The sequence below is a fragment of the Vibrio sp. Vb1337 genome (assembly GCF_033338715.1).
In the GTDB taxonomy this organism is placed as follows: Bacteria; Pseudomonadota; Gammaproteobacteria; order Enterobacterales; family Vibrionaceae; genus Vibrio; species Vibrio alginolyticus.
In genome coordinates, this window is record NZ_JAWOTD010000013.1 from 1 (window position 1) to 26,785 (window position 26,785).

Annotated in this window: 20 protein-coding genes; 19 read left to right on the top strand and 1 reads right to left on the bottom strand. The window is 45.9% G+C overall.

The annotated features are described in order from the left end of the window. Positions 1-21 precede the first annotated feature (21 nt). The 14 genes from rsmH (at position 22) to lpxC (ending at position 16,693) form a co-directional block, all read left to right on the top strand. Positions 22-972 carry a 16S rRNA (cytosine(1402)-N(4))-methyltransferase RsmH gene (rsmH, locus tag R7E42_RS15365; protein WP_017633610.1) on the top strand — a complete coding sequence of 317 codons (951 nt, stop codon included), beginning with the start codon at positions 22-24 and terminating at the stop codon, positions 970-972. Positions 973-977: 5 nt separating this feature from the next. Beyond that, positions 978-1,295: a cell division protein FtsL gene (ftsL, locus tag R7E42_RS15370; protein ID WP_005372920.1), complete on the top strand. Its 318-nt coding sequence runs from the start codon at positions 978-980 to the stop codon at positions 1,293-1,295. Further along, positions 1,292-3,085, top strand: a complete 1,794-nt coding sequence (locus tag R7E42_RS15375) for a penicillin-binding transpeptidase domain-containing protein (protein WP_086046525.1) — start codon at positions 1,292-1,294, stop codon at positions 3,083-3,085. Before ftsL ends, R7E42_RS15375 begins: the two co-directional genes overlap by 4 nt. Before the next feature lie 62 nt (positions 3,086-3,147). Continuing rightward, complete coding sequence (murE, locus tag R7E42_RS15380; protein WP_318072800.1) at positions 3,148-4,629, top strand: UDP-N-acetylmuramoyl-L-alanyl-D-glutamate--2,6-diaminopimelate ligase; 1,482 nt, start codon at positions 3,148-3,150, stop codon at positions 4,627-4,629. Next, positions 4,626-5,990 carry a UDP-N-acetylmuramoyl-tripeptide--D-alanyl-D-alanine ligase gene (locus R7E42_RS15385; RefSeq protein ID WP_213964145.1) on the top strand — a complete coding sequence of 455 codons (1,365 nt, stop codon included), beginning with the start codon at positions 4,626-4,628 and terminating at the stop codon, positions 5,988-5,990. The genes murE and R7E42_RS15385 overlap by 4 nt, the downstream gene beginning before the upstream one ends. Next, the gene (gene mraY / locus R7E42_RS15390) at positions 5,990-7,072 is read left to right on the top strand and encodes a phospho-N-acetylmuramoyl-pentapeptide-transferase (protein WP_005372931.1); all 1,083 of its coding nucleotides are present in this window, start codon (positions 5,990-5,992) and stop codon (positions 7,070-7,072) included. Before R7E42_RS15385 ends, mraY begins: the two co-directional genes overlap by 1 nt. Before the next feature lie 39 nt (positions 7,073-7,111). Then, complete coding sequence (gene murD / locus R7E42_RS15395; RefSeq protein WP_213966852.1) at positions 7,112-8,425, top strand: UDP-N-acetylmuramoyl-L-alanine--D-glutamate ligase; 1,314 nt, start codon at positions 7,112-7,114, stop codon at positions 8,423-8,425. A gap of 18 nt (positions 8,426-8,443) precedes the next feature. Continuing rightward, positions 8,444-9,640, top strand: coding sequence for a cell division protein FtsW (gene ftsW / locus R7E42_RS15400; RefSeq protein ID WP_005372933.1), 1,197 nt, complete (start codon positions 8,444-8,446; stop codon positions 9,638-9,640). Continuing rightward, on the top strand, positions 9,627-10,694 hold the full coding sequence (murG, locus tag R7E42_RS15405) for an undecaprenyldiphospho-muramoylpentapeptide beta-N-acetylglucosaminyltransferase (protein WP_158159555.1): 1,068 nt from the start codon (positions 9,627-9,629) through the stop codon (positions 10,692-10,694). The genes ftsW and murG overlap by 14 nt, the downstream gene beginning before the upstream one ends. A gap of 23 nt (positions 10,695-10,717) precedes the next feature. Next, positions 10,718-12,175: a UDP-N-acetylmuramate--L-alanine ligase gene (gene murC / locus R7E42_RS15410; protein ID WP_161441153.1), complete on the top strand. Its 1,458-nt coding sequence runs from the start codon at positions 10,718-10,720 to the stop codon at positions 12,173-12,175. 192 nt (positions 12,176-12,367) lie between these two features. Further along, complete coding sequence (locus R7E42_RS15415) at positions 12,368-13,150, top strand: cell division protein FtsQ/DivIB (protein WP_005387393.1); 783 nt, start codon at positions 12,368-12,370, stop codon at positions 13,148-13,150. After that, the gene (gene ftsA / locus R7E42_RS15420) at positions 13,143-14,405 is read left to right on the top strand and encodes a cell division protein FtsA (RefSeq protein WP_005372946.1); all 1,263 of its coding nucleotides are present in this window, start codon (positions 13,143-13,145) and stop codon (positions 14,403-14,405) included. The genes R7E42_RS15415 and ftsA overlap by 8 nt, the downstream gene beginning before the upstream one ends. Before the next feature lie 30 nt (positions 14,406-14,435). Beyond that, on the top strand, positions 14,436-15,674 hold the full coding sequence (ftsZ, locus tag R7E42_RS15425) for a cell division protein FtsZ (protein ID WP_017633617.1): 1,239 nt from the start codon (positions 14,436-14,438) through the stop codon (positions 15,672-15,674). A 101-nt stretch (positions 15,675-15,775) separates the two neighbouring features. Continuing rightward, the gene (gene lpxC / locus R7E42_RS15430) at positions 15,776-16,693 is read left to right on the top strand and encodes a UDP-3-O-acyl-N-acetylglucosamine deacetylase (RefSeq protein WP_005381871.1); all 918 of its coding nucleotides are present in this window, start codon (positions 15,776-15,778) and stop codon (positions 16,691-16,693) included. Positions 16,694-16,806: 113 nt separating this feature from the next. Here lpxC and R7E42_RS15435 read toward each other — a convergent pair whose 3' ends face one another. Next, on the bottom strand, positions 16,807-17,265 hold the full coding sequence (locus tag R7E42_RS15435) for a DUF721 domain-containing protein (RefSeq protein ID WP_033906094.1): 459 nt from the start codon (positions 17,263-17,265) through the stop codon (positions 16,807-16,809). A 407-nt stretch (positions 17,266-17,672) separates the two neighbouring features. On the opposite strand from R7E42_RS15435, the gene secA reads away from it, so the two are divergent. From secA to carB, 5 genes are all read left to right on the top strand, one after another. Next, positions 17,673-20,402: a preprotein translocase subunit SecA gene (gene secA / locus R7E42_RS15440; protein WP_005387389.1), complete on the top strand. Its 2,730-nt coding sequence runs from the start codon at positions 17,673-17,675 to the stop codon at positions 20,400-20,402. Between the two features lie 155 nt (positions 20,403-20,557). Further along, positions 20,558-20,956 carry an 8-oxo-dGTP diphosphatase MutT gene (gene mutT, locus R7E42_RS15445; protein WP_005387387.1) on the top strand — a complete coding sequence of 133 codons (399 nt, stop codon included), beginning with the start codon at positions 20,558-20,560 and terminating at the stop codon, positions 20,954-20,956. Positions 20,957-21,066: 110 nt separating this feature from the next. Continuing rightward, positions 21,067-21,876 carry a 4-hydroxy-tetrahydrodipicolinate reductase gene (gene dapB, locus R7E42_RS15450; protein WP_005381860.1) on the top strand — a complete coding sequence of 270 codons (810 nt, stop codon included), beginning with the start codon at positions 21,067-21,069 and terminating at the stop codon, positions 21,874-21,876. A gap of 481 nt (positions 21,877-22,357) precedes the next feature. Next, entirely contained in the window at positions 22,358-23,497 is a 1,140-nt protein-coding gene (carA, locus tag R7E42_RS15455) for a glutamine-hydrolyzing carbamoyl-phosphate synthase small subunit (RefSeq protein ID WP_017821483.1), read from the top strand. 16 nt (positions 23,498-23,513) lie between these two features. Then, entirely contained in the window at positions 23,514-26,747 is a 3,234-nt protein-coding gene (gene carB, locus R7E42_RS15460) for a carbamoyl-phosphate synthase large subunit (protein WP_005381854.1), read from the top strand. The last annotated feature ends 38 nt before the right edge of the window (positions 26,748-26,785 follow it).

Here is a 26,785-nt window from a genome sequence, read left to right on the forward strand (position 1 = left end):
AGATCATTCAACGAGAAAGCTATGACCGAAACCTTCCAACATATTTCCGTGTTATTAAATGAATCCATTGATGGCTTAGCTATCAAACCAGACGGCGTCTATATTGATGGAACATTTGGCCGTGGCGGTCACAGCCGGACAATTCTATCTAAACTCGGTGAAAATGGCCGACTGTACAGTATCGACCGTGACCCTCAAGCGATCGCTGAGGCAGGCAAAATCAATGACCCTCGCTTCACCATTATTCATGGTCCATTTTCTGGTATTGCTGAGTATGCTGAAGAGTATGGACTAGTTGGAAAAGTGGATGGTGTTCTGCTGGATTTAGGCGTTTCTTCTCCTCAGTTAGACGACGCAGAGCGTGGCTTTAGCTTTATGAAAGATGGTCCGTTAGATATGCGTATGGACCCGACATCAGGTATTCCAGTATCTCAATGGTTGATGGAAGCAGACCTCGATGATATCACTTGGGTCATTCGCGAGTTCGGGGAAGATAAACATGCGCGCCGTATTGCAAAAGCGATTGTTGCCTACCGTGAAGATGAAGAAAATGAGCCAATGGTTCGCACTGGTCAGCTGGCAAAATTGATTTCAGATGCCGCACCGAAAAGTTTTAAAGAGAAAAAACACCCTGCGACTCGTGCTTTCCAGGCTTTTCGTATTTACATCAACAGTGAGTTAGAAGAAATTGATACGGCACTTAAAGGCGCGGCGAGCATTCTGGCTCCTGAAGGCCGTTTATCTGTGATTAGCTTCCACTCTCTGGAAGACCGTATGGTCAAACGTTTTATCCGTAAAGAGAGCAAAGGGCCTGAAGTGCCACACGGTATTCCAATGACGGAAGAGCAAATTCGTGCTCTTGGTAGTGCGAATATGAAAGCGGTGAGCAAAGCGATTAAGCCAAGCAAACAAGAAATTGAAATGAACCCTCGCTCGCGCAGCTCTGTGTTAAGAATTGCGGAAAAGCTTTAATTATTATGACGAAATCCACTCCTAATCTTGCTAAGTTGATTGCAACAGATCTCCTCACTGTTGGTCGCTGGCCATTACTGTTGTTGCTATTGATCGTGGCATCGGCAATGGGAGTGGTATTTGCTACCCACCATGCGCGTCAAGCGATTACCGAGAAAGACCATACGTTGGTTGAACGAGAACGATTAGATAGCGAATGGCGTAACTTAATGTTGGAAGAAACTGCCCTCGCGGAACACAGTCGTGTTCAAGACCTTGCCAAAAAAGAACTTGAAATGAAACGACCTGATGGCGATAAAGAAGTGGTTGTCACGCTCAAATGATTAGAAAAAAATCCAACACGAAACAAGCCAATAAGCGTAAACCTGTAGCAAAAGAGAAAGCGGCTACGGGGGATAAGAAAACCGATAACAAAGCAGTGAAAGTGGCGGTCGAAGAATCTTTCTTGATTCGTTGGCGCTTCCATCTATTACTGTTTTTTGTTTTTTGTGCATTTGCCCTTTTGGTGGCACGCGTAGCCTACATCCAAATCATTGAGCCAGATAACCTGATTAAACAAGGTGACCTACGTTCGGTTCGTGTTAAATCCATTCCTTCTGCTCGCGGTATTATTTCGGATCGAAATGGTGAGCCGCTTGCTGTCAGTGTACCGGTTGAGGCGGTTTGGGCAGATCCTGCCACGATATTTAAAGAAAACGCGTTAAGCCAGACCAAAAGTTGGCATGCATTAGCGGATGTTCTTGGTATTGACCGACAAGGGTTAATAGACAAAATCAAGCGCAATGAAAAACGCCGCTTTATCTACTTGCAGCGCCAGGTCAGTCCGGCCATGGCGAACTATATTCGTGAGTTAAAGCTGCCAGGTGTTGGCCTTAAGTCGGAATCTCGTCGTTATTATCCTGCAGGTGAGGTTAGTGCTCACTTAGTCGGTGTGACAGGCATTGACGGGCATGGCCTAGAAGGTGTGGAGCGTAGCTACGATGAGTGGCTCACTGGCGCGGCGGGTAAGAAAACTATTCGTAAAGACCGTTATGGTCGTGTTGTGGAAAACATTGCTTGGCAAGACAAGCAAGAAGGTAAATCACTTCAGTTAACTATCGATCAGCGTCTACAGGCGATTGCGTATCGTGCGATTAAGCAAGCCGTTGCGGACCACCGCGCCACTTCAGGTTCTGTTGTCATGTTGGATGTAAAAACGGGCGCCGTATTGGCCATGGTTAATGCTCCTTCTTACAACCCTAACAATCGTAGCGATTGGCAAAGCTATCAAATGCGTAACCGAGTGATCACGGACTCAATGGAGCCCGGTTCGACCATTAAGCCTTTCGTTATTTTAGCCGCCTTAGAAAATGGGATAGCCGATAAAGATACCATCGTAGATACCGGTAATGGTGTCCTACGTTTAGGTGGTAGTCGAGTCAGAGATGTCTCTCGCGTAGGCAAAGCGAGCTTGACCACGATCCTTAAAAAGTCGAGTAATATCGGTGTGACGAAGCTAGCAATGCAAATGCCGGTAGAGGCGCTTCTTGGGCTGTACAGTTCAGTGGGTTTTGGTGAGCTTTCTGGCCTAAACCTAGTTGGGGAAGTGACGGGTATTTTTCCTACACGAACTCGTTGGTCGCCAATTGAGCGCGCCACGATTGCGTTTGGTTACGGTCTATCAATTACACCAATCCAGCTAGCCCATGCTTATGCGACGCTTGGAAACCTTGGCAAATACGAGCCTATTCATATTATTGAAAGCAATGATCATGACATGTCACGTCAAGTGGTGAGTGCGAAGTATGCGCGTCAAGTATTAGACATGTTGGAAACCGTAACTCAAAAAGGGGGCTCGGCTCGCAGAGCGGCAGTTCCTGGTTATCGAGTGGGAGCGAAAACGGGTACATCACGTAAAGCTTCTGCTGGTGGGTACAGCGATGAGTACATCACCTACACGGCTGGGCTTGCTCCGGTTAGCGATCCGCGAATTGCTTTAGTAGTGATCGTAAATGAGCCTCAAGGCGATGACTATTATGGTGGTTCGGTAGCGTCTCCTGTCTTCTCTGAAATCATGAAAGGCGCGCTACAAATACTCAATGTTGCACCTGACGAAAACAAATTCCAACAGTAAGCCCTGTGGTTTACTGAGCAAACAAAATTAAGAAAACCTGAGCCAAAGCTCGGAGAACAAATATGACTAAAGCCATCAGTATGGACGTGCTGCTTTCCCCTTGGGTGGATTGCCCTAGCTTATCGTCCGTTCTTGTTTCTGAATTGGAGCTCGACAGCCGAAGAGTTCAACCTGGAACCACGTTTGTAGCAGTGATTGGCCATGTTGTGGATGGGCGTAAATTCATTGCCTCTGCAATTGAGCAAGGTGCAAATGCAGCCCTGGCGCAAGCCTGCGATGTCAAAACACATGGTACGGTGGAAATCATTGATGATGTTCCTGTCATTTACATTGATAGGTTGGACCGACGTTTATCCGCAATTGCTGGAAAGCTCTATGCTTACCCTGATATGGATTTGATTGGTGTCACCGGCACCAACGGCAAAACCACCATTACCCAGTTAATAGCGCAATGGCTAGAACTGCTTGACCATAAAGCGGCGGTAATGGGAACAACAGGAAATGGCTTCCTCAATAACTTGCAACAAGCTGCGAATACAACGGGGAATGCCGTTGAAATTCAGAAAACGCTCTCCTCTCTCGCAAATCAACAAGCCACATACACCGCGCTAGAAGTATCTTCCCATGGCCTGACGCAAGGTCGTGTCAAAGCACTATCATTTGCGGCGGGCGTGTTTACTAACTTAAGTCGTGACCACTTAGATTATCATGGCACGATGGAAGAGTATGCCAATGCAAAGCTTGGGTTGTTCACGCAACACCAATGTGAACGTGCCATTATCAATGCTGATGATGAAGTAGGTCATCAATGGGCGTCGCAGTTAAGTAATGCGGTCGCTGTTTCGCTCAAGCCGAACACTGAATTTGAAAGCGCAATTTGGGCGACGGAAGTCAGTTACGCGGAGTCAGGGATTACTATTAAGTTCGATGGTAAGTTTGGCTCAGGTAAATTGCACGCGCCATTGATTGGTGAGTTTAATGCAACCAACTTAATGCTCGCTTTTGCGACCTTATTAAGCTTAGGTAAAGAGAAACAAGCGTTACTCGAAACCGCAGGTCAACTGCAACCTGTACTCGGCCGAATGGAGTTATTCCAAACTGAGGATCGTGCCAAAGTCGTGGTCGATTATGCCCATACTCCTGATGCTTTAGAAAAAGCGCTGCAAGCTTTACGAGTTCATTGTGAAGGCCAGCTGTGGGCTATTTTTGGCTGTGGTGGCGATCGCGATGCAGGTAAGCGCCCAATGATGGCGGAAATTGCAGAGCGTCTAGGCGACAGAGTGGTGTTGACTGACGATAACCCACGCAGCGAAGACCCGGTTCAGATTGTGAAAGACATGTTAGCTGGGCTGTCAAAACCTGCTGAAGCGATTGTTCAGCATGACCGCTTCAAAGCACTGTCTTATGCCATTGAAAATGCTTCGCCAAACGACATTATCTTGTTAGCAGGGAAGGGCCATGAAGATTATCAGATTCGTAATGGCGAAACGATTCATTACTCCGACCGCGAGTCCGCAATGCAACTTTTAGGATTGACCTCATGATCAAAGTAACGTTATCTCAAATTGCAGACATCACTCGTGGCGAGCGATTCGGCGACGATCTACTTATCGACGCGGTTTCTACTGATACACGAACGATTGATCGTGGGGCTCTATTTGTCGCGTTAGTAGGGGAGCGCTTTGACGCGCACAACTTTTGCCAACAAGCGGTAGATGCAGGTGCCGGTGCTTTACTCGTAGAAAAACGCTTAGATGTGAATGTGCCGCAAATTGTGGTGTCGGATACCAAACTTGCATTGGGTGAGTTTGCTTCTTGGGTGCATCAAGCATGCAAAACACCTACCGTTGCCATCACCGGAAGTTGCGGTAAAACGACCGTAAAAGAAATGGTTGCGAGTATCCTGCAATTGAAAGGCAAAGTGTTATTCACTGCGGGTAACTTCAATAATGATATTGGTGTTCCGTTGACATTATTGCGCTCACAGCAGGATGATGATTATGCCGTGATTGAGCTTGGTGCTAACCATATAGGTGAAATTGCTTACACGACTCAGTTAGTAAAACCAGATATCGCGTTAGTGAACAATGTAGCCGCCGCTCACCTTGAAGGCTTTGGTTCTATTGATGGCGTGAAACAAGCCAAAGGTGAAATCTACCAAGGCCTTTCAGCTGGTGGTATTGCGATTGTTAACCTAGACAGCAATGGTGAAGCCAAGTGGGATGAAGTGTTAGCAGATAAGAAAGTCATTACTTTTTCACAAAGTAATACTGATGCAGACTTCTTCGCTTCTAACATCGTATTGAACGCCGCAGGTGAAGCAAGCTTTGACTTACATATCGCAGCAAGCTCACAAGAAATTGAACTGTCTCTGGGTATTATAGGTCAACACAACGTTGCGAATGCGATCGCTGCTTCTATTATTGCGTTACAAATGGGCGCCACATTAGAAGAGGTTCGTGCTGGCCTTAAACATTTGAACAAAGTGAAAGGTCGCGTCGAGGTTGAAGCGCTGAGCGAAAAGATAAAATTGATTGACGACAGCTACAACGCGAGCGTGCCAGCCATGAAAGCGGCAGTTGATTTATTGGCCGCTTTCCCAGGTCAACGTTGGCTGATTTTAGGTAATATGGCGGAATTGGGCGAGGAAAGTCTTGCACTTCATCGTCAAGTCGGGGAACATGCTGCCCCACAAAAATTTGAACATGTTCTCACATATGGTGCAGACGCCAAGGTGATCAGTGATCTTTGCCAAGGCATTCATTTTGAGACGCACCAAGAGATGATTGAATACATCAAGCAGCATCTAGACCAAGCCGTTCCTGAAAGCCATACGATGTTGGTGAAAGGAGCGAACGGTGCACGTATGTTTGAAGTCGCTGCTGCTTTGAAGGAGTATTATTAATGATTATTTGGCTTGCCGAGCTGCTACAGCCATACCTGTCTTTTTTCCGATTGTTTGAATACTTGTCTTTTCGAGCAATCCTAAGCGTATTAACCGCTCTAGGTCTGTCATTATGGATGGGACCAATCATGATCAAGCGTTTGCAAATGCTGCAAATTGGTCAGGTAGTGCGTAATGAAGGTCCGGAATCTCACTTTAGTAAGCGTGGTACCCCAACAATGGGCGGTATCATGATCTTAGCGGCCATCTCAATCACGATTTTGCTATGGACAGACTTATCCAACCCTTACGTATGGGCGGTACTGACAGTCTTACTTGGCTACGGTGCGGTCGGATTTGTTGATGATTATCGTAAAGTGGTACGCAAAAATACCGATGGCTTGATCGCGCGTTGGAAGTACTTCTGGCAGTCGTTGATCGCGTTTGTCGTCGCTTTCGCATTGTATGCTTACGGTAAAGACACAGCAGCAACTCAGCTAGTGGTGCCATTCTTTAAAGACATCATGCCGCAGCTTGGTTTGATGTATATCATTTTGACTTACTTTGTCATTGTAGGTACAAGTAACGCGGTTAACCTGACTGATGGTCTAGACGGTTTGGCAATCATGCCAACGGTTCTTGTTGCAGCAGGCTTCGCGGTTATTGCATGGGCGACCGGTAACGTTAACTTCTCTGAATACCTTCATATACCATACTTACCACATGCTTCTGAGTTAGTTGTCGTATGTACAGCAATCGTAGGTGCAGGCCTTGGTTTCTTGTGGTTTAACACTTACCCAGCACAAGTGTTCATGGGCGATGTAGGTTCACTAGCGCTTGGCGGGGCATTGGGCACCATTGCTGTTCTAGTTCGTCAAGAGTTGGTGTTGGTGATCATGGGTGGCGTATTTGTGATGGAAACGCTATCAGTCATCCTACAGGTAGGTTCTTACAAATTACGTGGTCAGCGCATTTTCCGTATGGCACCAATTCACCACCACTACGAATTGAAAGGTTGGCCAGAACCTCGCGTAATCGTGCGCTTCTGGATTATTTCTATGGTTCTTGTTCTGATTGGTCTTGCGACATTGAAAGTGCGTTAATCGCACTTTCCAAGAATAAGATTTACAGTGTGATCAAATATGGAACGTTGGCAAAACATACATAGTGTTGTCGTCGTAGGGCTCGGTATTACCGGGCTCTCTGTCGTTAAACACCTAAGAAAAAATCAGCCACAACTTGTGGTCAAAGTCATTGATACTCGTGTAAACCCTCCAGGTGCAGAGCGCTTGCCGGAAAGTGTTCAACTGCATAGTGGTGGTTGGAATACAGACTGGCTTTCTGACGCGGATCTTATCGTGACCAACCCTGGTATTGCGCTAGCGACACCAGAGATCCAAGCCGTATTAGCAAAAGGTACGGCAGTAGTAGGTGATATCGAGTTATTCGCTTGGGCGGTGCAGAAACCGGTGATTGCGATTACGGGCTCAAACGGTAAGAGCACAGTAACCGACCTCACAGGTGTGATGGCTGAGGCTGCAGGTTTGGATGTTGGCGTTGGTGGTAACATCGGTGTGCCTGCACTGGATTTGTTAGAACAAGACGCAGACCTATATGTACTCGAACTCTCGAGCTTCCAGTTAGAAACGACGTCAAGCTTAAAGCTCAAAGCCGCTGCGTTTCTGAATCTTTCTGAAGATCATATGGATCGTTATCAAGGCATGTTTGACTATCGACAAGCTAAGTTGCGTATTTTTAACCATGCTGCTCTTGCAGTCGTGAACCGTGATGATCAAGAAACCTTCCCAGACGCAGAGATGCCATTGGTGACATTTGGCAGCGACAATCAGGACTTTGGTCTCGAGGTGGATGGCAACCGTACTTGGCTGCTCGATCACGGTCAACGAGTTGTCGCAAGTGATGAGCTTAAGTTGGTTGGTAAGCACAACTTATCTAACGCTCTGGTTGCTTTAGCGCTATTAAAAGCTGCGGACGTAAACTATCACAACGCATTGAATGCACTTAAAAATTACACGGGACTGACACACCGATGCCAGGTGGTTGCGGATAATCAAGGCGTTAAATGGGTGAATGACTCTAAAGCAACTAATATTGCCAGCACTATGGCTGCGCTATCTGGTTTGGAATCGACAGGCAAGCTCTACTTACTCGTTGGTGGTGTTGGCAAAGGCGCTGACTTCTCGCCATTAAAACCGATCTTCGCGACGCTTAACTTGCAACTGTGTTGCTTTGGCGCTGATGGCGATGAATTTATGCCACTGCATGAATCTGCAATACGTTTCGACACTATGGAAGATGTGATTCAACAAGTATCTTCGCAGTTAAAACCAGGTGATATGGTGATGCTGTCTCCTGCATGTGCTAGCTTTGATCAATTCGACAACTTTATGGCAAGAGGTGATGCTTTCGCTGCTCTTGCTCAGAAATATGCATAATTAAAGGTTACACACTTCGTGGGTTTAGGTAACGTTAAACGCAGTATTGGCAATTGGCTCAAGCATCCAGCCCCAGAGGCGATGTTTGATCGTCAGTTAGTGTGGATTGCACTGGGTTTGATGTTGACTGGTTTGGTCATGGTAACCTCTGCATCATTTCCAATCAGCTCTCGATTAACGGAACAGCCGTTCCACTTTATGTTTCGTCATGCGACGTTTCTCGTGCTGGCGTTAGGGACCTCCGCTGTTATTTTGCAAGTGCCTTTGCAAGAGTGGTTTAAGAAGAGCCATTACTTACTTTGGGCTTCTTTCGCACTGTTGATCATCGTGCTTTTGGCGGGTAAGTCGGTTAATGGTGCGTCTCGTTGGATTCCCCTCGGGCTGTTTAACCTTCAGCCAGCGGAGGTCGCGAAGCTATCGCTGTTTATCTTCATGTCTGGTTACTTAGTTCGAAAGCAAGACGAAGTACGACAAACGTTCTTTGGTGGCTTTATGAAGCCAATCATGGTGTTTGCCTTCTTCGCAGTATTACTACTTGGTCAGCCAGACTTGGGGACGGTGGTCGTGATGCTGGTCACGCTGTTTGGCATGCTTTTTATCGCAGGTGCAAAACTAACCCAGTTTCTCGCCTTGATGGTGGCAGGTATCGGTGCTGTCGTTGGTTTGATTCTCGTCGAGCCATACCGTATGCGACGTGTAACCTCCTTCCTTGACCCGTGGGAAGACCCGTTTGGTAGTGGCTATCAGTTGACTCAGTCTTTGATGGCGTTTGGTCGTGGTGAATGGTTCGGACAAGGTCTCGGTAATTCAATTCAAAAACTGGAATATCTACCGGAAGCGCATACCGACTTTGTGTTTGCCGTACTTGCTGAAGAGCTTGGTTTCGTAGGCGTAGTGCTGGTCTTAATGCTGATTTTTAGCTTGGTGCTAAAAGCGGTTTACATCGGCAAGCGTGCATTTGAAGAAGGCGAAATGTTCGGAGGTTATCTGGCTTTCGGAATTGGTATTTGGTTTGCGTTTCAAACCTTGGTTAATGTTGGAGCTGCCGCCGGTATTGTTCCAACTAAAGGTTTAACACTTCCACTCATCAGTTATGGTGGTTCTAGTCTAATAATTATGTCCGTCGCAGTGTCCATACTACTGCGTATCGATTACGAATGCCGCTTGAAACGCGAGCAACAACAATCAGAACAACAAGCTAATGAAACAAAATAAACGTTTGATGGTGATGGCTGGTGGTACTGGCGGTCACGTATTCCCAGGTTTGGCGGTAGCAAAACAGCTTCAAGAACAAGGTTGGGAGATCCGTTGGCTAGGTACGGCGGATCGAATGGAAGCGGATTTGGTGCCAAAACATGGCATTGAAATCGACTTTATCAAAGTGAAAGGGTTACGAGGTCAAGGCGTTAAACGTCTTCTTGCAGCACCATTTCAAATTATCAATGCCATTATGCAGGCTCGTGCTCACATGAAACGCTGGCAGCCAGACGCAGTGCTTGGTATGGGCGGTTATGTTAGCGGCCCGGGTGGTATTGCCGCTTGGATGAGTGGCATTCCTGTTGTTCTGCATGAACAAAATGCAGTAGCAGGTTTAACGAACCAATGGTTATCGAAAATCGCTAAGAAGGTTTTTCAGGCTTTCCCAGGCGCTTTTCCAAATGCCGAAGTGGTTGGGAACCCAGTTCGTGAAGACGTGACTCAATTAGCAGCGCCAACTGAGCGCATGCAAGAGCGCCAAGGTCCAATTCGCATTTTGGTGATGGGTGGCAGCCAAGGCGCACGTATTCTTAACCAAACTCTGCCAGAAGTGATGTCGAAATTGGGCGAAGATTACTGTATTCGTCATCAAGCGGGTAAAGGTGCCGCCGAAGAAGTGAATGCAGCATACCAAGCTAATGGTGTGGTAAATGCAGAAGTAATGGAATTCATTGATGACGTGGCAGAAGCTTACGCATGGGCTGACCTTTTAGTTTGTCGCTCTGGAGCGTTAACCGTATCTGAAGTCTCGGCGGCAGGTGTAGGCGCTATTTTTGTTCCATTCATGCACAAAGACCGCCAGCAAGCACTTAATGCAGACCACTTGGTGGATTGCGGCGCGGCGAAAATGATTGAACAACCAGATTTAACCGTTGAGTCTCTGACTCAGCAGATCCAACAATTGGATCGCCAAGCTTTACTTACAATGGCTGAGCAAGCGCGTGGCGCTGCAAAATTGAATGCTGACCGAGTTGTCGCACAAGCCATTGTCGCTTTGACCGAAAAGCGTTAACCGAATTATTGAGAATAGAATTGATGACAATCCAACATACACAAGACTTAGCTCAGATTCGCGCAATGGTGCCAGAGATGCGCCGCGTGAAATCCATCCACTTCATCGGTATTGGTGGTGCGGGCATGAGCGGCATTGCAGAAGTGCTGTTGAACGAAGGCTACCAAATCACAGGTTCTGATCTATCAGAGAACGCTGTGACAGAGCGTTTGGTATCAAAAGGTGCGACGGTATTTATCGGTCATCAAGCCAGTAATGTAGAAAAAGCCAGTGTGGTTGTTGTGTCAACGGCGATCAACGAAGAAAACCCAGAAGTGATGGCGGCACGTGAATTACGCATCCCTATTGTACGCCGCGCAGAGATGTTGGCTGAATTGATGCGATTCCGTCACGGTATTGCCGTTGCGGGTACACACGGTAAAACCACGACGACCGCTCTTGTTACTCAAATCTATTCTGAAGCCGGTCTTGATCCAACGTTTGTGAATGGCGGTTTGGTGAAAAGCGCAGGTACAAATGCGCGTCTAGGCTCGAGTCGTATTCTAATTGCAGAGGCAGATGAAAGTGACGCGTCATTCCTGCACTTGCAACCAATGGTGAGCATTGTTACCAATATCGAAGCCGATCATATGGATACCTATGGTGGTGACTTTGAAACCTTAAAGCAAACCTTCATCGATTTCCTTCATAATCTACCGTTTTACGGCCAAGCAATTGTTTGCATTGACGATCCTGTGGTTCGAGAGTTAATCCCACGTATTAGTCGTCAAGTGATAACTTACGGTTTTTCTGAAGATGCCGACGTACGTATTGAAGATTATCGTCAAGAGGGGCAGCAAGGCAAATTTACGGTAGTACGTAAAGGGCGAGCTAACTTAGATATCACGCTGAATATTCCAGGTCGTCACAATGCATTGAATGCGTCTGCTGCGATTGCGGTTGCTACTGAAGATGACATTGAAGACGATGCGATCCTAAAGGCAATGGCTGGTACGCAAGGTACGGGAAGACGTTTTGATCACCTTGGCGAGTTTGATACTGGCAACGGCCATGCAATGCTTGTTGATGATTACGGCCATCATCCAACAGAAGTGGATGTAACCATTAATGCAGCACGCAGTGGTTGGCAAGACAAGCGTTTGGTGATGATTTTCCAACCGCACCGTTATAGCCGTACTCGTGATTTGTACGATGATTTCGCGAATGTGCTTGAACAGGTGGATGTATTGATCATGCTGGATGTTTACGCAGCGGGTGAAAAGCCGATTGCAGGTGCTGATGGGCGCGCTTTATGTCGCACAATTCGCAGCCGAGGCAAGGTAGATCCGATTTTTGTTCCAGAAATCGAGCAATTACCTTCAGTTTTAGCTAACGTTATACAAGACGGCGACCTAATCTTAACGCAAGGTGCGGGTGATATTGGTAAAGTGGCGAAACAGCTGGCAAGTCTTAAATTGAATATAAACAAGATGCTTGGCTGACACATATTGTTGACGCGAAGGACAGATAAAGACTCAGATCTCGATTTTGCGTCAATATCATTGTGATTTATTGCTATCAGTGTTTGATAGTTTACAAGAGCTCAGTATAATCCCAAGGTTAAAGTCAAGACTTTTACCTCTGCGTAATTATATGGGTAAAAAGTACACGACAAAAGTCAGGAAACGAAGACGTTGTTGAATATTGCACTGAATGACGAGCGACCAAATACGGGTAACAACCGTGGTCGCCAAGAAAAAATCTTGGGTGCGTTATTTTTCGTTGTGGTTGTGACTTTAATTAGTTCTGTTTTGTACGCGGCGATCAGTTGGATGTGGGATGACCAAAGGTTACCTCTCTCCAAAATAGTACTTCAGGGGAAACTGGAGTATGTCCAAGCTGACGATGTGCAGGCTGCATTTAGTCGAATTGATCACATCGGTACATTTATGTCCCAGGATATTGATGTATTACAGCAAAGTGTCGAAGCTCTGCCATGGGTAGCGCATGCCGCAATCCGAAAGCAGTGGCCGGATACAGTAAAAGTTTTTTTGACGGAGCATCAACCAGAAGCCATTTGGAATGGCAACGAACTGTTAGATAAAAACGGGTTCGTTTTTGATGGAGATGTTGCTCTGTTGCAAGAAGAAAAAGTGAAGCTGTACGGACCCAAAGATAGCGGGCCGGAAGTCTTACAGACTTACCGTGATTTGAGTCCTAAGTTTCAGCAATTGGGTTTAGCGATATCGTCTCTGGTATTAAACGAGCGACGAGCTTGGCAAATCATCCTTGATAACGGTATTCGATTAGAGCTCGGTAAAGAGTCTCTTCTTGAGCGTATAGAGCGCTTTTTTAAGCTCTATAACAAGCTTGGCAGTGACACGCAAAGAATCAGTTATATCGATCTTAGGTACGATACAGGAGCCGCAGTTGGTTGGTTTCCTGAACAAGAGTTAGAAGAGAGTACAGATGACTAAGGCCGCTGATGACAACATTATTGTTGGTCTTGATATAGGCACTGCAACCGTATCGGCTCTAGTGGGTGAGGTTTTACCAGACGGTCAAATTAATATTATTGGCGCAGGTAGTAGCCCCTCACGCGGCATGGATAAAGGTGGCGTGAATGATTTGGAGTCGGTTGTAAAATCAGTACAACGTGCAATTGATCAAGCTGAATTAATGGCAGAGTGCCAGATCAGCCGAGTCTTCATTTCGTTGTCTGGTAAGCATATCGCAAGCCGAATTGAAAAAGGTATGGGCACGATTTCTGATGAAGAGGTGTCTCAAGAAGACATGGATCGCGCTATCCATACCGCAAAATCGATTAAAATCGGTGATGAACAGCGAATTCTTCATGTGATCCCGCAAGAGTTCACCATTGATTACCAAGAGGGAATCAAAAATCCGCTTGGTTTATCTGGGGTAAGAATGGAAGTGAGTGTCCACCTTATCTCATGCCATAATGACATGGCACGCAACATTATTAAGGCGGTAGAACGCTGCGGCCTTAAAGTAGAACAACTCGTATTTTCTGGGCTTGCTGCTAGCAATGCAGTAATCACCGAGGATGAAAGAGAGCTTGGAGTTTGTGTGGTTGATATTGGCGCCGGCACGATGGATGTGGCCATCTGGACTGGCGGTGCGTTACGTCACACAGAAGTATTTTCGTACGCAGGAAATGCTGTAACCAGTGATATTGCTTTTGCTTTTGGCACGCCAGTGAGCGATGCTGAAGAAATAAAAGTCAAATATGGCTGTGCTTTGAGTGAACTGGTCAGTAAGGATGACACGGTTAATGTACCAAGCGTAGGTGGACGACCATCACGTAGCCTGCAACGTCAAACGTTGTCAGAAGTGATTGAGCCACGCTACTCTGAGCTTATGGGACTGGTTAACCAAACTATCGACTCTGTACAAGCAAAATTGCGCGAAGAGGGTATCAAGCACCATCTGGCTGCGGGAGTTGTACTCACTGGCGGTGCTGCGCAAATGGACGGAGTGGTAGAATGTGCGGAACGCGTATTCCGCAATCAAGTAAGGGTCGGCAAACCGCTCGAAGTCAGCGGATTAACTGACTATGTAAAAGAGCCGTACCATTCTACGGCAGTTGGATTACTTCATTACGCAAGAGACATGCAGTCTAGCGACGATAGCGATTATAATGAACCTAAACGCTCATCTGTAACTGGCTTTTTCGATAAATTGCGTAACTGGATACAAAAAGAGTTTTAACCTGAGTTGCAGGATAAACGGAGACAACACATGTTTGAACCGATGATGGAAATGTCTGACGATGCAGTAATCAAGGTCGTTGGGGTTGGTGGCGGCGGTGGTAACGCCGTTGAACACATGGTGCGTGAATCCATCGAAGGTGTGGAATTCATCAGCGTCAACACTGATGCGCAAGCACTTCGTAAGACAAGCGTTGGCAATGTTATTCAGATCGGTGGTGATATCACTAAAGGTCTGGGTGCAGGTGCTAATCCACAGGTTGGCCGTGACGCAGCTCTCGAAGACAGAGATCGAATTAAAGATTCCCTGACTGGCGCCGATATGGTGTTTATCGCAGCTGGTATGGGTGGCGGTACCGGTACTGGTGCAGCGCCTGTTATTGCTGAAGTGGCTAAAGAGCTTGGCATTCTAACAGTAGCGGTAGTAACTAAACCGTTTAGTTTTGAAGGTAAAAAGCGTTTGGCATTTGCTGAGCAAGGTATCGATGAGCTGTCTAAGCATGTTGACTCTTTGATCACGATTCCAAACGAAAAGCTACTTAAAGTACTTGGTCGTGGTGTAACACTACTAGAAGCTTTTGCAAGCGCTAACGATGTTCTTAAGAATGCCGTTCAAGGTATTGCTGAGCTAATTACTCGCCCTGGCATGATCAACGTCGACTTTGCGGACGTAAGAACTGTAATGTCTGAAATGGGTCACGCAATGATGGGTAGCGGCATCGCCAAAGGTGAAGACCGTGCTGAAGAAGCGGCTGAAATGGCAATTTCTAGCCCACTTCTGGAAGACATCGATCTAGCGGGCGCTCGTGGTGTTCTTGTCAATATTACTGCTGGTCTGGATATGCGTCTTGACGAGTTTGAGACGGTTGGTAATACAGTGAAGGCATTCGCTTCTGACAATGCGACTGTTGTTATCGGTACTTCTCTAGACCCTGATATGACTGACGAAATCCGCGTAACAGTTGTAGCGACAGGTATTGGTAATGAGAAAAAGCCAGATATCACGCTAGTTGCGGGTGGTAAAGCTAAAGTGGCACCGACGCCGCAAGCTCAACCACAGCAACAAGCAGCGGCAACGCAAGCTGAAGAAAAACCGGCACAGACCTTGCAAAATAATCAAGTGCAAGAGAAGCCACAGGTAACTCCTCAGCCGACAAACACTGCTCCTTCTTCTCCAGCTTCGTCGAGCCAAAGTTCTGCGGCTCCAAAGCAAGAAAAGGAAAGTGGTTATTTAGATATACCGGCATTTTTGCGTCGTCAGGCTGATTAATCTTTAACCCATAAATTTGACATGGCTCAAAATTATGGTAGCATTCACGGTCGACGTTACAGACGGCCGTGTTTTGTAGCAAATTTTTGAGAGGCAAGCAGATGATCAGACAACGTACTCTGAAAGAAATAGTGAAAACAACTGGTGTGGGTCTCCACTCTGGTCGTAAAGTCACACTTACTCTGCGCCCGGCTGCTGCAAATACAGGTATCATTTACCGTCGTACAGATGTAAATCCACCTGTAGATTTTCCAGCTGATCCAGCTTCGGTTCGTGACACCATGCTTTGTACTGCATTGGTAAACGATGAAGGTGTGCGTATTTCAACTGTTGAGCACTTGAATGCGGCACTTGCTGGTATGGGCATCGATAACATTGTTGTCGAAGTAGACGCACCTGAAATTCCGATCATGGATGGTAGTGCAAGCCCATTTGTATACTTGCTACAACAAGCAGGTATCGAAACGCAAAATGCGCCAAAACGCTTCATCCGCATCAAAAAGCCAGTTCGTTTTGAAGATGGTGATAAATGGGCAGAATTTGTACCATTTAACGGCTTCCGTATGGACTTCGAAATTGAGTTTAATCACCCAGCGATTGAATCAGACGAGCAACGTTTGCTGTTTGATTTCTCGTCAAAAGGCTTTGTTCGTGAGATTTCTCGAGCACGTACGTTTGGCTTTATGCGTGATATCGAATATCTACAATCTCAAAACCTAGTTTTGGGTGGTAGTTTTGACAATGCTATCGTTTTGGATGATTACCGTATTCTTAATGAAGAAGGTCTACGCTTTGAAAATGAGTTTGTGACTCACAAAGTGTTGGATGCGATTGGTGACCTTTACATGTGTGGCCACCCAATCATTGGTGAATTCCGTGCCTTTAAATCTGGCCACGGTTTAAATAACCAACTGTTACGTGCTGTTCTTGCAGATCAGGAAGCGTGGGAGTGGACTACATTCGAAGAAGAAGTCGGCTCACCAGTAGCATTCGCAGAACCAAATATGGTGCTTGCGTAAATACTTGGCATTAGAATTAATAAAAAACCAGGCTTATGCCTGGTTTTTTGCTATTTGGCTTTAATCCTGGATTTATCAATAACATTCAAGCTTTCAGCATATTGAAATAACGTTCACTTACGATCTTCCTTTTCTGCCATATCGGCTAATCGTTTTAAACGCTCTTGAATTTTCGGTGGCGCCATGTCGGCAATCGTCATTAATGACTTTGCTGCAGATTCGGTTAGTGGTGGACGCTTAGGTCTGTCGTCTTGTTGAAAGCGGTTTCGATATAGTGAAGGATTGATCCTCACTTCAACGCTCATCAGCTTGGCAAAGCCTTGAGTACGAAGTTTATTTAGGATCATGAGGCGATCGTAATCGATCTTCATTTTGATCGCGGCACTAGAGACATCGATCAATAGATGGCCGTTACGAACATTCGCTACTCGGCAATGATCGGCCGTCCCCGTGGGTAAGACCTCTTGCAAAGCTTGGTTAAGCTGTAAGATTTCTCCAGCATGTTCTTGAATCTGCTTGAACTGTGACTCAGCAATAACATCTTCAGTCGAGGTTGGACGGTGATCACGCATAGGTAAAATCTAATTTTGTTGAGATATAGCTATTCTAGAGCAGCTTTCTATCAAGGTATAGTTTACATTAACGTCTTTAGATTCAGTTTTACAATGTAGCAAGGTAAAAAGCAAAGTTTGCTCTGGATGGATTACACATATTGCGGTATGCAATATCGGCTAATCAGTCACCACTTTAAGTAAAAACTTCAGAGTGCTTCAAACAAATACGTCTATTTATGGTTGTATCGATTAAAAATCCTTACACTAAGCCACATTGTTTCAAAACTTAGCCTTGAAATATGGATGTTTGAACTCAATATCTTTGATAAATGATTTATCTCAGTATTCTTAGTTCCAAACTGGCAGAGACTGAAGGCATTATGAGTAGATCGGGAACGGTCTGAATAAAGAGAGATTCACGAAAAATGATAACTAAGCTACTGACAAAAGTGATTGGCAGTCGCAACGACCGAACACTGCGCCGCCTTAGAAAAATTGTAAAAGAAATTAATAACTATGAGCCAACATTCGAGGCTCTAAGTGATGAAGAGTTAAAAGCAAAGACGGTTGAATTCCGTGAGCGCCTAGAGAAAGGTGAAACTCTTGATAAACTACTTCCAGAAGCTTTTGCTACGGTTCGTGAAGCATCTAAGCGTGTCTACGGTATGCGCCACTTCGACGTCCAGCTTATCGGCGGTATGGTTCTAAATGCGGGTCAAATCGCTGAAATGCGTACGGGTGAAGGTAAAACGCTGACGGCAACGCTTCCTGCTTACCTAAATGCCCTGGCTGGTAAAGGCGTTCACATTGTAACAGTGAACGATTATCTAGCTAAACGTGATGCAGAGACAAACCGCCCTCTATTTGAATTTTTAGGTATGACTGTTGGCGTAAACGTGCCAAACATGCCTCCTCAAGAGAAAAAAGAAGCGTACCAAGCTGATATCTTGTACGGAACGAACAATGAATTTGGTTTTGATTACCTTCGTGACAATATGGCTTTCCGTAGCGAAGATCGCGTACAACGTGAACGCTTCTTTGCAGTTGTCGATGAGGTGGACTCAATCCTAATTGATGAAGCTCGTACCCCTTTAATCATTTCTGGTCCTGCTGAAGATAGCTCTGAGCTATACACCCGAATCAACCTTTTGATCCCGCATCTTAAAAAGCAAGACAAAGAAGACTCTGAAGAATATCGTGGTGATGGTCACTACACTGTTGATGAGAAATCAAAGCAAGTATACCTCACAGAAACGGGCCAAGAGTACGTTGAAGAACTGTTGGTGAAAAATGGTCTTATGGAAGAGGGTGACACACTTTACTCTCCGACTAACATCAGCATGTTACATCACGTGAATGCCGCTTTGCGTGCTCATGTGTTGTTTGAGCGCAACGTTGATTACATCGTTACTGACGAAGGTGAAGTAGTAATTGTTGATGAACATACTGGTCGTACAATGCCAGGTCGTCGTTGGTCTGAAGGTCTTCACCAAGCAGTAGAAGCGAAAGAAGGCGTTAAGATTCAAAACGAAAACCAAACTTTGGCTTCGATTACCTTCCAGAACTACTTCCGCTTATACGAAAAACTGTCTGGTATGACAGGTACTGCGGATACTGAAGCGTTTGAGTTCCAATCTATTTATGGCTTGGAAACGGTGGTTATCCCAACCAACAAACCAATGATTCGTAACGATATGCCGGATGTGGTGTACCGTACCGAAGCTGAGAAGTTTGCTGCAATCATTGAAGATATCAAAGAGCGCGTTGCGAAAGGTCAGCCAACATTGGTTGGTACAGTATCGATTGAAAAATCAGAACTTCTTTCTAACGCATTGAAGAAAGCGAAGATCAAACACAACGTACTGAATGCGAAATTCCATGAAAAGGAAGCGGAAATTGTTGCTGAAGCGGGTATGCCTGGTGCGGTAACTATCGCGACCAACATGGCCGGTCGTGGTACGGACATTGTGCTTGGCGGTAGTTGGCAATCAAAAGTGGAAGCTTTGGAGAACCCAACTCAAGAACAAATCGATGCGATTAAAGCAGAGTGGAAAGTGGTACATGATCAAGTACTAGATGCTGGTGGTCTACACATCATTGGTACTGAGCGCCACGAATCTCGCCGTATTGATAACCAGCTACGTGGTCGTTCTGGTCGTCAAGGTGATGCGGGTTCATCGCGCTTCTACCTATCTATGGAAGACTCTTTGTTACGTATTTTCACTTCTGATCGTATGGCGAGCCTTATTCAAAGTGGTATGGAAGAAGGTGAAGCTATTGAATCGAAAATGCTTTCTCGCTCAATTGAAAAAGCACAGCGCAAAGTGGAAGGTCGTAACTTTGATATCCGTAAGCAGCTACTAGAATACGATGATGTGGCGAACGATCAGCGTAAGGTTGTCTACGAGCTGCGCGACGAATTGATGAACGTTGAAGACATCAGCGGTATGATCGAGCAAAACCGTGAAGATGTGCTAACAGCGGTTATTGATGAGTACATCCCGCCACAATCACTAGAAGATATGTGGGACGTTGAAGGTCTGCAAGAGCGCTTGAAAGCAGACTTCGATCTTGATGCACCAGTGAAGCAATGGCTTGAAGAAGACGATAAGCTTTACGAAGAGGCGCTACGCGAGAAGATCATCAATCTAGCCGTTGAAGTGTACAAAGAGAAAGAGGAAGTGGTGGGTGCGCAAGTGCTTCGTAACTTCGAGAAATCGGTTATGCTTCAAACTCTGGATACGCTTTGGAAAGAGCACTTGGCAGCAATGGATCACTTGCGTCAGGGTATTCACTTACGCGGCTATGCGCAGAAGAACCCGAAACAGGAATACAAGCGTGAATCGTTTGAACTGTTTGAAGGTCTACTAGAAGCGCTGAAAACTGATGTGATTACTGTTCTATCTCGCGTTCGAGTTCAGCAACAAGAAGAAGTTGAACGTATGGAAGAGCAACGTCGTGCGCAAGCTGAAGAGGCCGCTCGTCGTGCTCAAGCGCAACACGCAGCAGCACAAAACCCTCTTTCTGAAGGTGAAGAATCTGAAGAAGGTTCAAGTCAGCCAATGGTACGTGATGAACGTAAAGTAGGTCGCAATGAGCCTTGCCCTTGTGGTAGTGGTAAGAAGTATAAACAGTGCCACGGCAAGATCGACTAACGTATTAGTCAGATAATTTTTTAAAGAGTCGCCTAGGCGGCTCTTTTTTTAAGCAAATTCTGTGGCTGTCGAATTTCATAAGTTTTGATAGCATCGGATAGTTTTAGAGATGCAAAGACCGTTGAAGTGTAACGGCTTGAGAGTTAGGAACCCCTATGAAAAGAATTCACATAGTCGCGGCTATTATTTTTAACCAAGACAAATCAAAAATTTTTATTACAAAGCGTCCAGACGACAAGCATAAAGGCGGGTTTTGGGAGTTTCCCGGCGGGAAAGTCGAGTCAGGAGAAAGTATTGAACATGCTCTAGCAAGAGAACTTGAAGAAGAAGTAGGAATTGAAGTTACTGAGCAAGCCCTTTTCGAGCATTTGGAATATGACTATCCAGACAAATCACTTAAGTTTGATTTTATTACGGTATCTAAGTTCAGTAATGAGCCTTACGGCCGAGAAGGTCAAGAAGGTCGCTGGGTTGAGATAAGAGAATTGGGTAACTATGCCTTTCCTGAAGCGAACGTGCCTATCTTGGAGCGTGTCGTAAAAGAGTTCGCTTAAGCCTGATGAACTTGCTTGTGGTAACCACGGTATGTTGTTAGTTTAAATAGATTAAGCGAAACGAGAGAACGAGAGCAAACCTCGTTATCCAGAGAAGGAGAGAAAGCGCAATGGTTCGTATTGCAATCGCAGGAGCAGCAGGCCGAATGGGCCGTAATTTGGTTAAAGCTTCACACCTTAACCCAGAGGCGACAGTGAGCGCGGGATCAGAACGACCTGAGTCCTCACTTGTCGGTGTCGATATCGGTGAACTTTGTGGTGAAGGCAAATTCGATGTGTTCTTAACGGATGATCTTGCTAAAGACGTCGATAATTTTGATGTAATCATCGATTTTACTGCCCCAGTAAGTACGTTGGCGAATCTTGAACTGTGTAAGAAGCATGGAAAGAGTATTGTGATTGGGACGACTGGTTTCAGTGATGCAGAGCGTGAACTGATTGACGAAGCCGCTAAGCAAGTGCCTGTTGTTATGGCTCCTAACTACTCTGTTGGTGTGAACCTAGTATTTAAGCTTCTTGAGAAAGCAGCCAAAGTGATGGGCGACTACTGTGATGTTGAGATTGTCGAAGCACATCATCGTCATAAAGTTGATGCTCCTTCTGGTACCGCTATCGGGATGGGCGAAGCCATTGCTGGTGCGATGGGCAACAAGCTGAATGATGTAGCTGTCTATGCGCGAGAAGGTATCACAGGTGAACGTACTAAAGATGAGATCGGCTTTGCTACAATTCGCGCTGGCGATATTGTCGGTGAGCACACAGCCATGTTTGCTGATATCGGGGAACGAGTGGAGATAACGCACAAAGCGACCGATCGTATGACGTTTGCTAATGGCGCCGTCAAGGCCGCTGTTTGGTTGAGTGCCAAACCAGCGGGCTTTTATACCATGACAGATGTTTTGGGATTGAATGAACTCTAAATACATAATTATTCGCCGGCGGTAGCCGGCTTTTTTATATCTATAGAATTAGTTGTAAATGAAATGATTCTAACAGAAAGTATTTTGGTGCTTACTTTTGTTGTTGTTTTGGTTGTTTTGTGGGTGTTTTGGGTTTTGATGTCTAAAAACTAATGTCTTTTTTGTTGGGTGAACGTTTGCGTGAAAAACTCATACTTTTTTGTGAACTCTAAAAAGTTCAAATTTGTAAAATTCATTAAACCTCTATGCCTCTCTATGTAATAGCATGTAAAAGTTATCTTTTTGGGCCTTACTGATTCAAAATGACCTTACTCGCTAGAAATTAATCATTTATTTTTGATTGTAGGTTGACAGGTTTCGAGTCCAACTTTAGAATACCGCCAATTTGTCTGAAATACCTATTTATGTAGATTTTATAGGTAAAGGAAGGCATGTTTGCAGTTTGATTTATTTTTTTTGCATTTTTATTCTGGAGGTTGTCTTGGGTAAATTAGCACTGTTGGTCCTAGAAGATGGGACAGTGTTCCGCGGAGTGTCCATAGGGGCAGATGGTCTTTCCGTTGGTGAAGTCGTTTTTAATACCTCGATGACGGGGTATCAAGAAATCCTCACTGATCCTTCCTATTCTCAGCAAATCGTCACTCTCACTTATCCTCATATTGGCAATACCGGAACCACTTCCGAAGATGAAGAATCCTCTTCCATTCATGCACAAGGCCTTGTGATTCGCGATCTTCCTCTAATCGCTTCTAACTTCCGTAACGAACAATCCCTCTCTGATTATCTTAAGTCTCAAAATATCGTTGGCATCGCTGATATCGATACTCGTAAGCTCACTCGTATCCTGCGTGAAAAAGGTGCTCAAAACGGCTGTATTGTTGCGGGCAACAACCTAGACGAAGCTTTGGCACTAGCGAAAGCAAAAGAATTCCCAGGCTTAAAAGGAATGGACCTTGCGAAAGAAGTTACAACAAAAGAAGCGTATCAATGGAAGCAAGGTTCGTGGACGCTTGAAGGTGGACTTCCAGAGGCGAAAGATGACAGCGAGCTGCCATACCACGTTGTCGCTTACGACTTTGGCGCAAAACGCAACATCTTACGAATGTTGGTTGACCGCGGCTGCCGCTTAACGGTTGTACCTGCAGAAACGTCAGCGGAAGAAGTTCTGGCACTAAATCCAGATGGCGTATTCTTATCGAACGGCCCTGGTGACCCAGAACCATGTACTTACGCGATTGAAGCAACCAAAGTGTTCCTAGAAAAAGGCCTGCCAATTTTTGGTATTTGTCTAGGTCACCAAATTCTGGCGCTAGCATCAGGTGCGCAAACGGTGAAAATGAAGTTTGGTCACCACGGTGCAAACCACCCAGTAAAAGATTTAGAGCGTAACGTTGTGATGATCACTTCGCAAAACCACGGCTTTGCGGCAGATGAAGCAACATTACCGGAAAACTTACGTGCTACTCACGTATCGCTATTTGATGGCTCTTTGCAAGGTATCCACCGCACAGACAAGCCAGCATTTAGCTTCCAAGGTCACCCAGAAGCGAGCCCTGGTCCACATGACGCGGCACCGCTATTTGACCACTTTATCGAACTAATCAAAAAACACAGCGCTTAATTCGGAGTAGTAGATAATGCCAAAACGTACTGACATTCAAAGTATTCTAATTCTTGGTGCTGGTCCGATTGTTATCGGTCAGGCATGTGAGTTTGACTACTCTGGCGCACAAGCGTGTAAAGCTCTTCGCGAAGAAGGCTACCGAGTTATCCTGGTTAACTCTAACCCAGCAACCATCATGACTGACCCAGAGATGGCAGATGCGACTTACATCGAGCCGATTCAGTGGGAAGTTGTACGCAAGATCATCGAGAAAGAACGTCCTGATGCAGTTCTGCCAACTATGGGTGGTCAGACAGCACTTAACTGTGCGTTAGATTTAGAGAAGCACGGCGTTCTCGCAGAGTTTGGCGTAGAGATGATTGGTGCAACGGCTGATGCAATCGACAAAGCGGAAGACCGTTCTCGTTTTGATAAAGCGATGAAGTCTATCGGCCTTGAGTGTCCTCGCGCAGATACAGCGAAGAGCATGGAAGAAGCTTACAAAGTTTTAGATATGGTTGGCTTCCCTTGTATCATTCGTCCATCGTTCACCATGGGTGGCACTGGTGGTGGTATCGCGTACAACAAAGAAGAGTTCGAAGAAATCTGTCGTCGCGGTCTGGACTTATCTCCGACCAACGAACTTCTTATCGATGAGTCACTAATCGGTTGGAAAGAGTACGAAATGGAAGTCGTTCGTGACAAAGCGGACAACTGTATCATCGTATGTTCAATCGAGAACTTTGACCCAATGGGCATCCATACAGGTGACTCAATCACGGTTGCTCCAGCACAAACACTGACTGACAAAGAATACCAGCTTATGCGTAATGCATCGCTAGCCGTTCTACGTGAGATTGGTGTTGAAACAGGTGGTTCAAACGTACAGTTTGGTATCAACCCGAAAGATGGTCGTATGGTCATCATCGAGATGAACCCGCGTGTATCTCGCTCTTCTGCGCTAGCATCAAAAGCAACAGGCTTCCCAATCGCGAAAATTGCCGCGAAACTGGCTGTTGGCTTTACGCTAGACGAACTACAAAACGACATCACAGGTGGTGCAACACCTGCGTCATTTGAACCAACTATCGACTACGTCGTAACTAAGATCCCTCGCTTTAACTTCGAGAAATTTGCTGGTGCAAACGATCGTCTGACAACTCAGATGAAATCGGTTGGTGAGGTAATGGCGATTGGTCGTAACCAACAAGAATCTCTTCACAAAGCACTGCGTGGCCTAGAAGTTGGCGCAACTGGTTTTGATGAGATGGTCGATCTGGAAGCGCCAGATGCACTGACTAAGATTCGTCACGAACTTAAAGAAGCAGGTGCAGAGCGTATCTGGTACATCGCCGATGCATTCCGAGCGGGTATGTCAGTCGACGGTGTGTTCAACTTGACTCAAATCGACCGCTGGTTCCTGGTTCAAATCGAAGAAATTGTAAAACTCGAAGAACAAGTCAAGGCGGGCGGCTACGCAGGTTTGACCAAAGAAGTGCTTCGTCAGATGAAACGCAAAGGCTTCTCTGATGCTCGCTTGTCTAAGTTGCTTGGTGTCGCTGAAAGTGAAATTCGCCGTGCTCGTGAGCAGTTTGATATTCATCCGGTTTACAAACGTGTGGATACATGTGCAGCAGAGTTTTCTTCTGACACGGCTTACATGTACTCATCTTACGATGAAGAATGTGAAGCAAACCCAACAGACAAAGATAAGATCATGGTTCTTGGTGGCGGTCCAAACCGTATCGGCCAAGGTATCGAATTCGATTACTGTTGTGTCCATGCATCACTTGCGCTGCGTGAAGACGGTTACGAAACCATTATGGTTAACTGTAACCCAGAAACGGTATCTACTGACTACGATACGTCTGATCGTCTGTACTTCGAGCCAGTAACTCTGGAAGATGTACTGTCTATCGCTCGCGTTGAAAAACCAAAAGGTGTGATTGTTCAGTACGGTGGTCAAACGCCACTTAAACTGGCTCGTGCTCTAGAAGCGGCTGGTGTGCCAATCATTGGTACTAGCCCAGATGCTATCGACCGTGCGGAAGACCGTGAACGCTTCCAAGCCGCTGTTGACCGTTTAGGTCTACTTCAGCCAGAAAACGCGACAGTAACAACGATGGAGCAAGCGGTTGAGAAATCGAAAGAAATTGGCTTCCCATTAGTTGTTCGTCCATCTTATGTACTCGGTGGTCGTGCGATGGAAATCGTGTACGACGAGCAAGACCTGCGTCGCTACTTCAACGAAGCAGTAAGCGTATCGAACGAGTCTCCAGTTCTGCTAGACCGTTTCTTGGATGATGCAACCGAAGTTGATATTGATGCTATCTGTGACGGTGAACGCGTCGTTATCGGCGGTATCATGGAGCACATCGAACAAGCGGGTGTTCACTCTGGTGACTCTGCATGTTCACTGCCTGCATACACGCTAAGTCAGGAAATTCAAGACAAGATGCGTGAGCAAGTTGAGAAGTTAGCATTCGAACTCGGTGTGCGCGGTTTGATGAACACGCAGTTTGCTGTGAAAGATAACGACGTTTATCTAATTGAAGTGAACCCTCGTGCTGCTCGTACGGTACCATTCGTATCGAAAGCGACAGGCGCTCCTCTAGCGAAAATCGCTGCACGTGTAATGGCGGGTCAATCTCTAGAGTCACAAGGCTTTACTAAAGAGATTATCCCTCCTTACTACTCAGTGAAAGAAGTGGTTCTGCCGTTCAACAAATTCCCTGGTGTTGACCCTCTATTGGGCCCTGAAATGCGCTCAACAGGTGAAGTAATGGGTGTGGGTGCAACGTTCGCAGAAGCTTACGCTAAAGCAGAGCTAGGTTGTGGTGCGGTTTATCCTGAAGGTGGTCGTGCGCTACTGTCTGTACGTGAAGGTGATAAAGAGCGTGTTGTTGACCTAGCTTCTAAGTTAGTGAAACTGGGTTACCAGTTGGATGCGACACACGGTACTGCTGTAATTCTGGGCGAAGCGGGTATTAACCCACGTTTGGTAAACAAAGTACACGAAGGTCGTCCACACATTCTTGACCGCATCAAGAACAACGAATACACCTACATCGTAAACACGGCTGCTGGTCGTCAAGCGATTGAAGATTCGAAAGTTCTACGACGTGGTGCACTGGCAGAAAAAGTGAACTACACAACGACACTGAATGCAGCGTTCGCTACATGTATGTCTCATACTGCAGACGCAAAAGCGTCAGTAACTTCGGTTCAAGAGTTACACGCTAAAGTGAAAGCGAGTCTAGACGCGTAACAGATAAAAATCAGTAAGCTCATTAATCAGGGCTTACA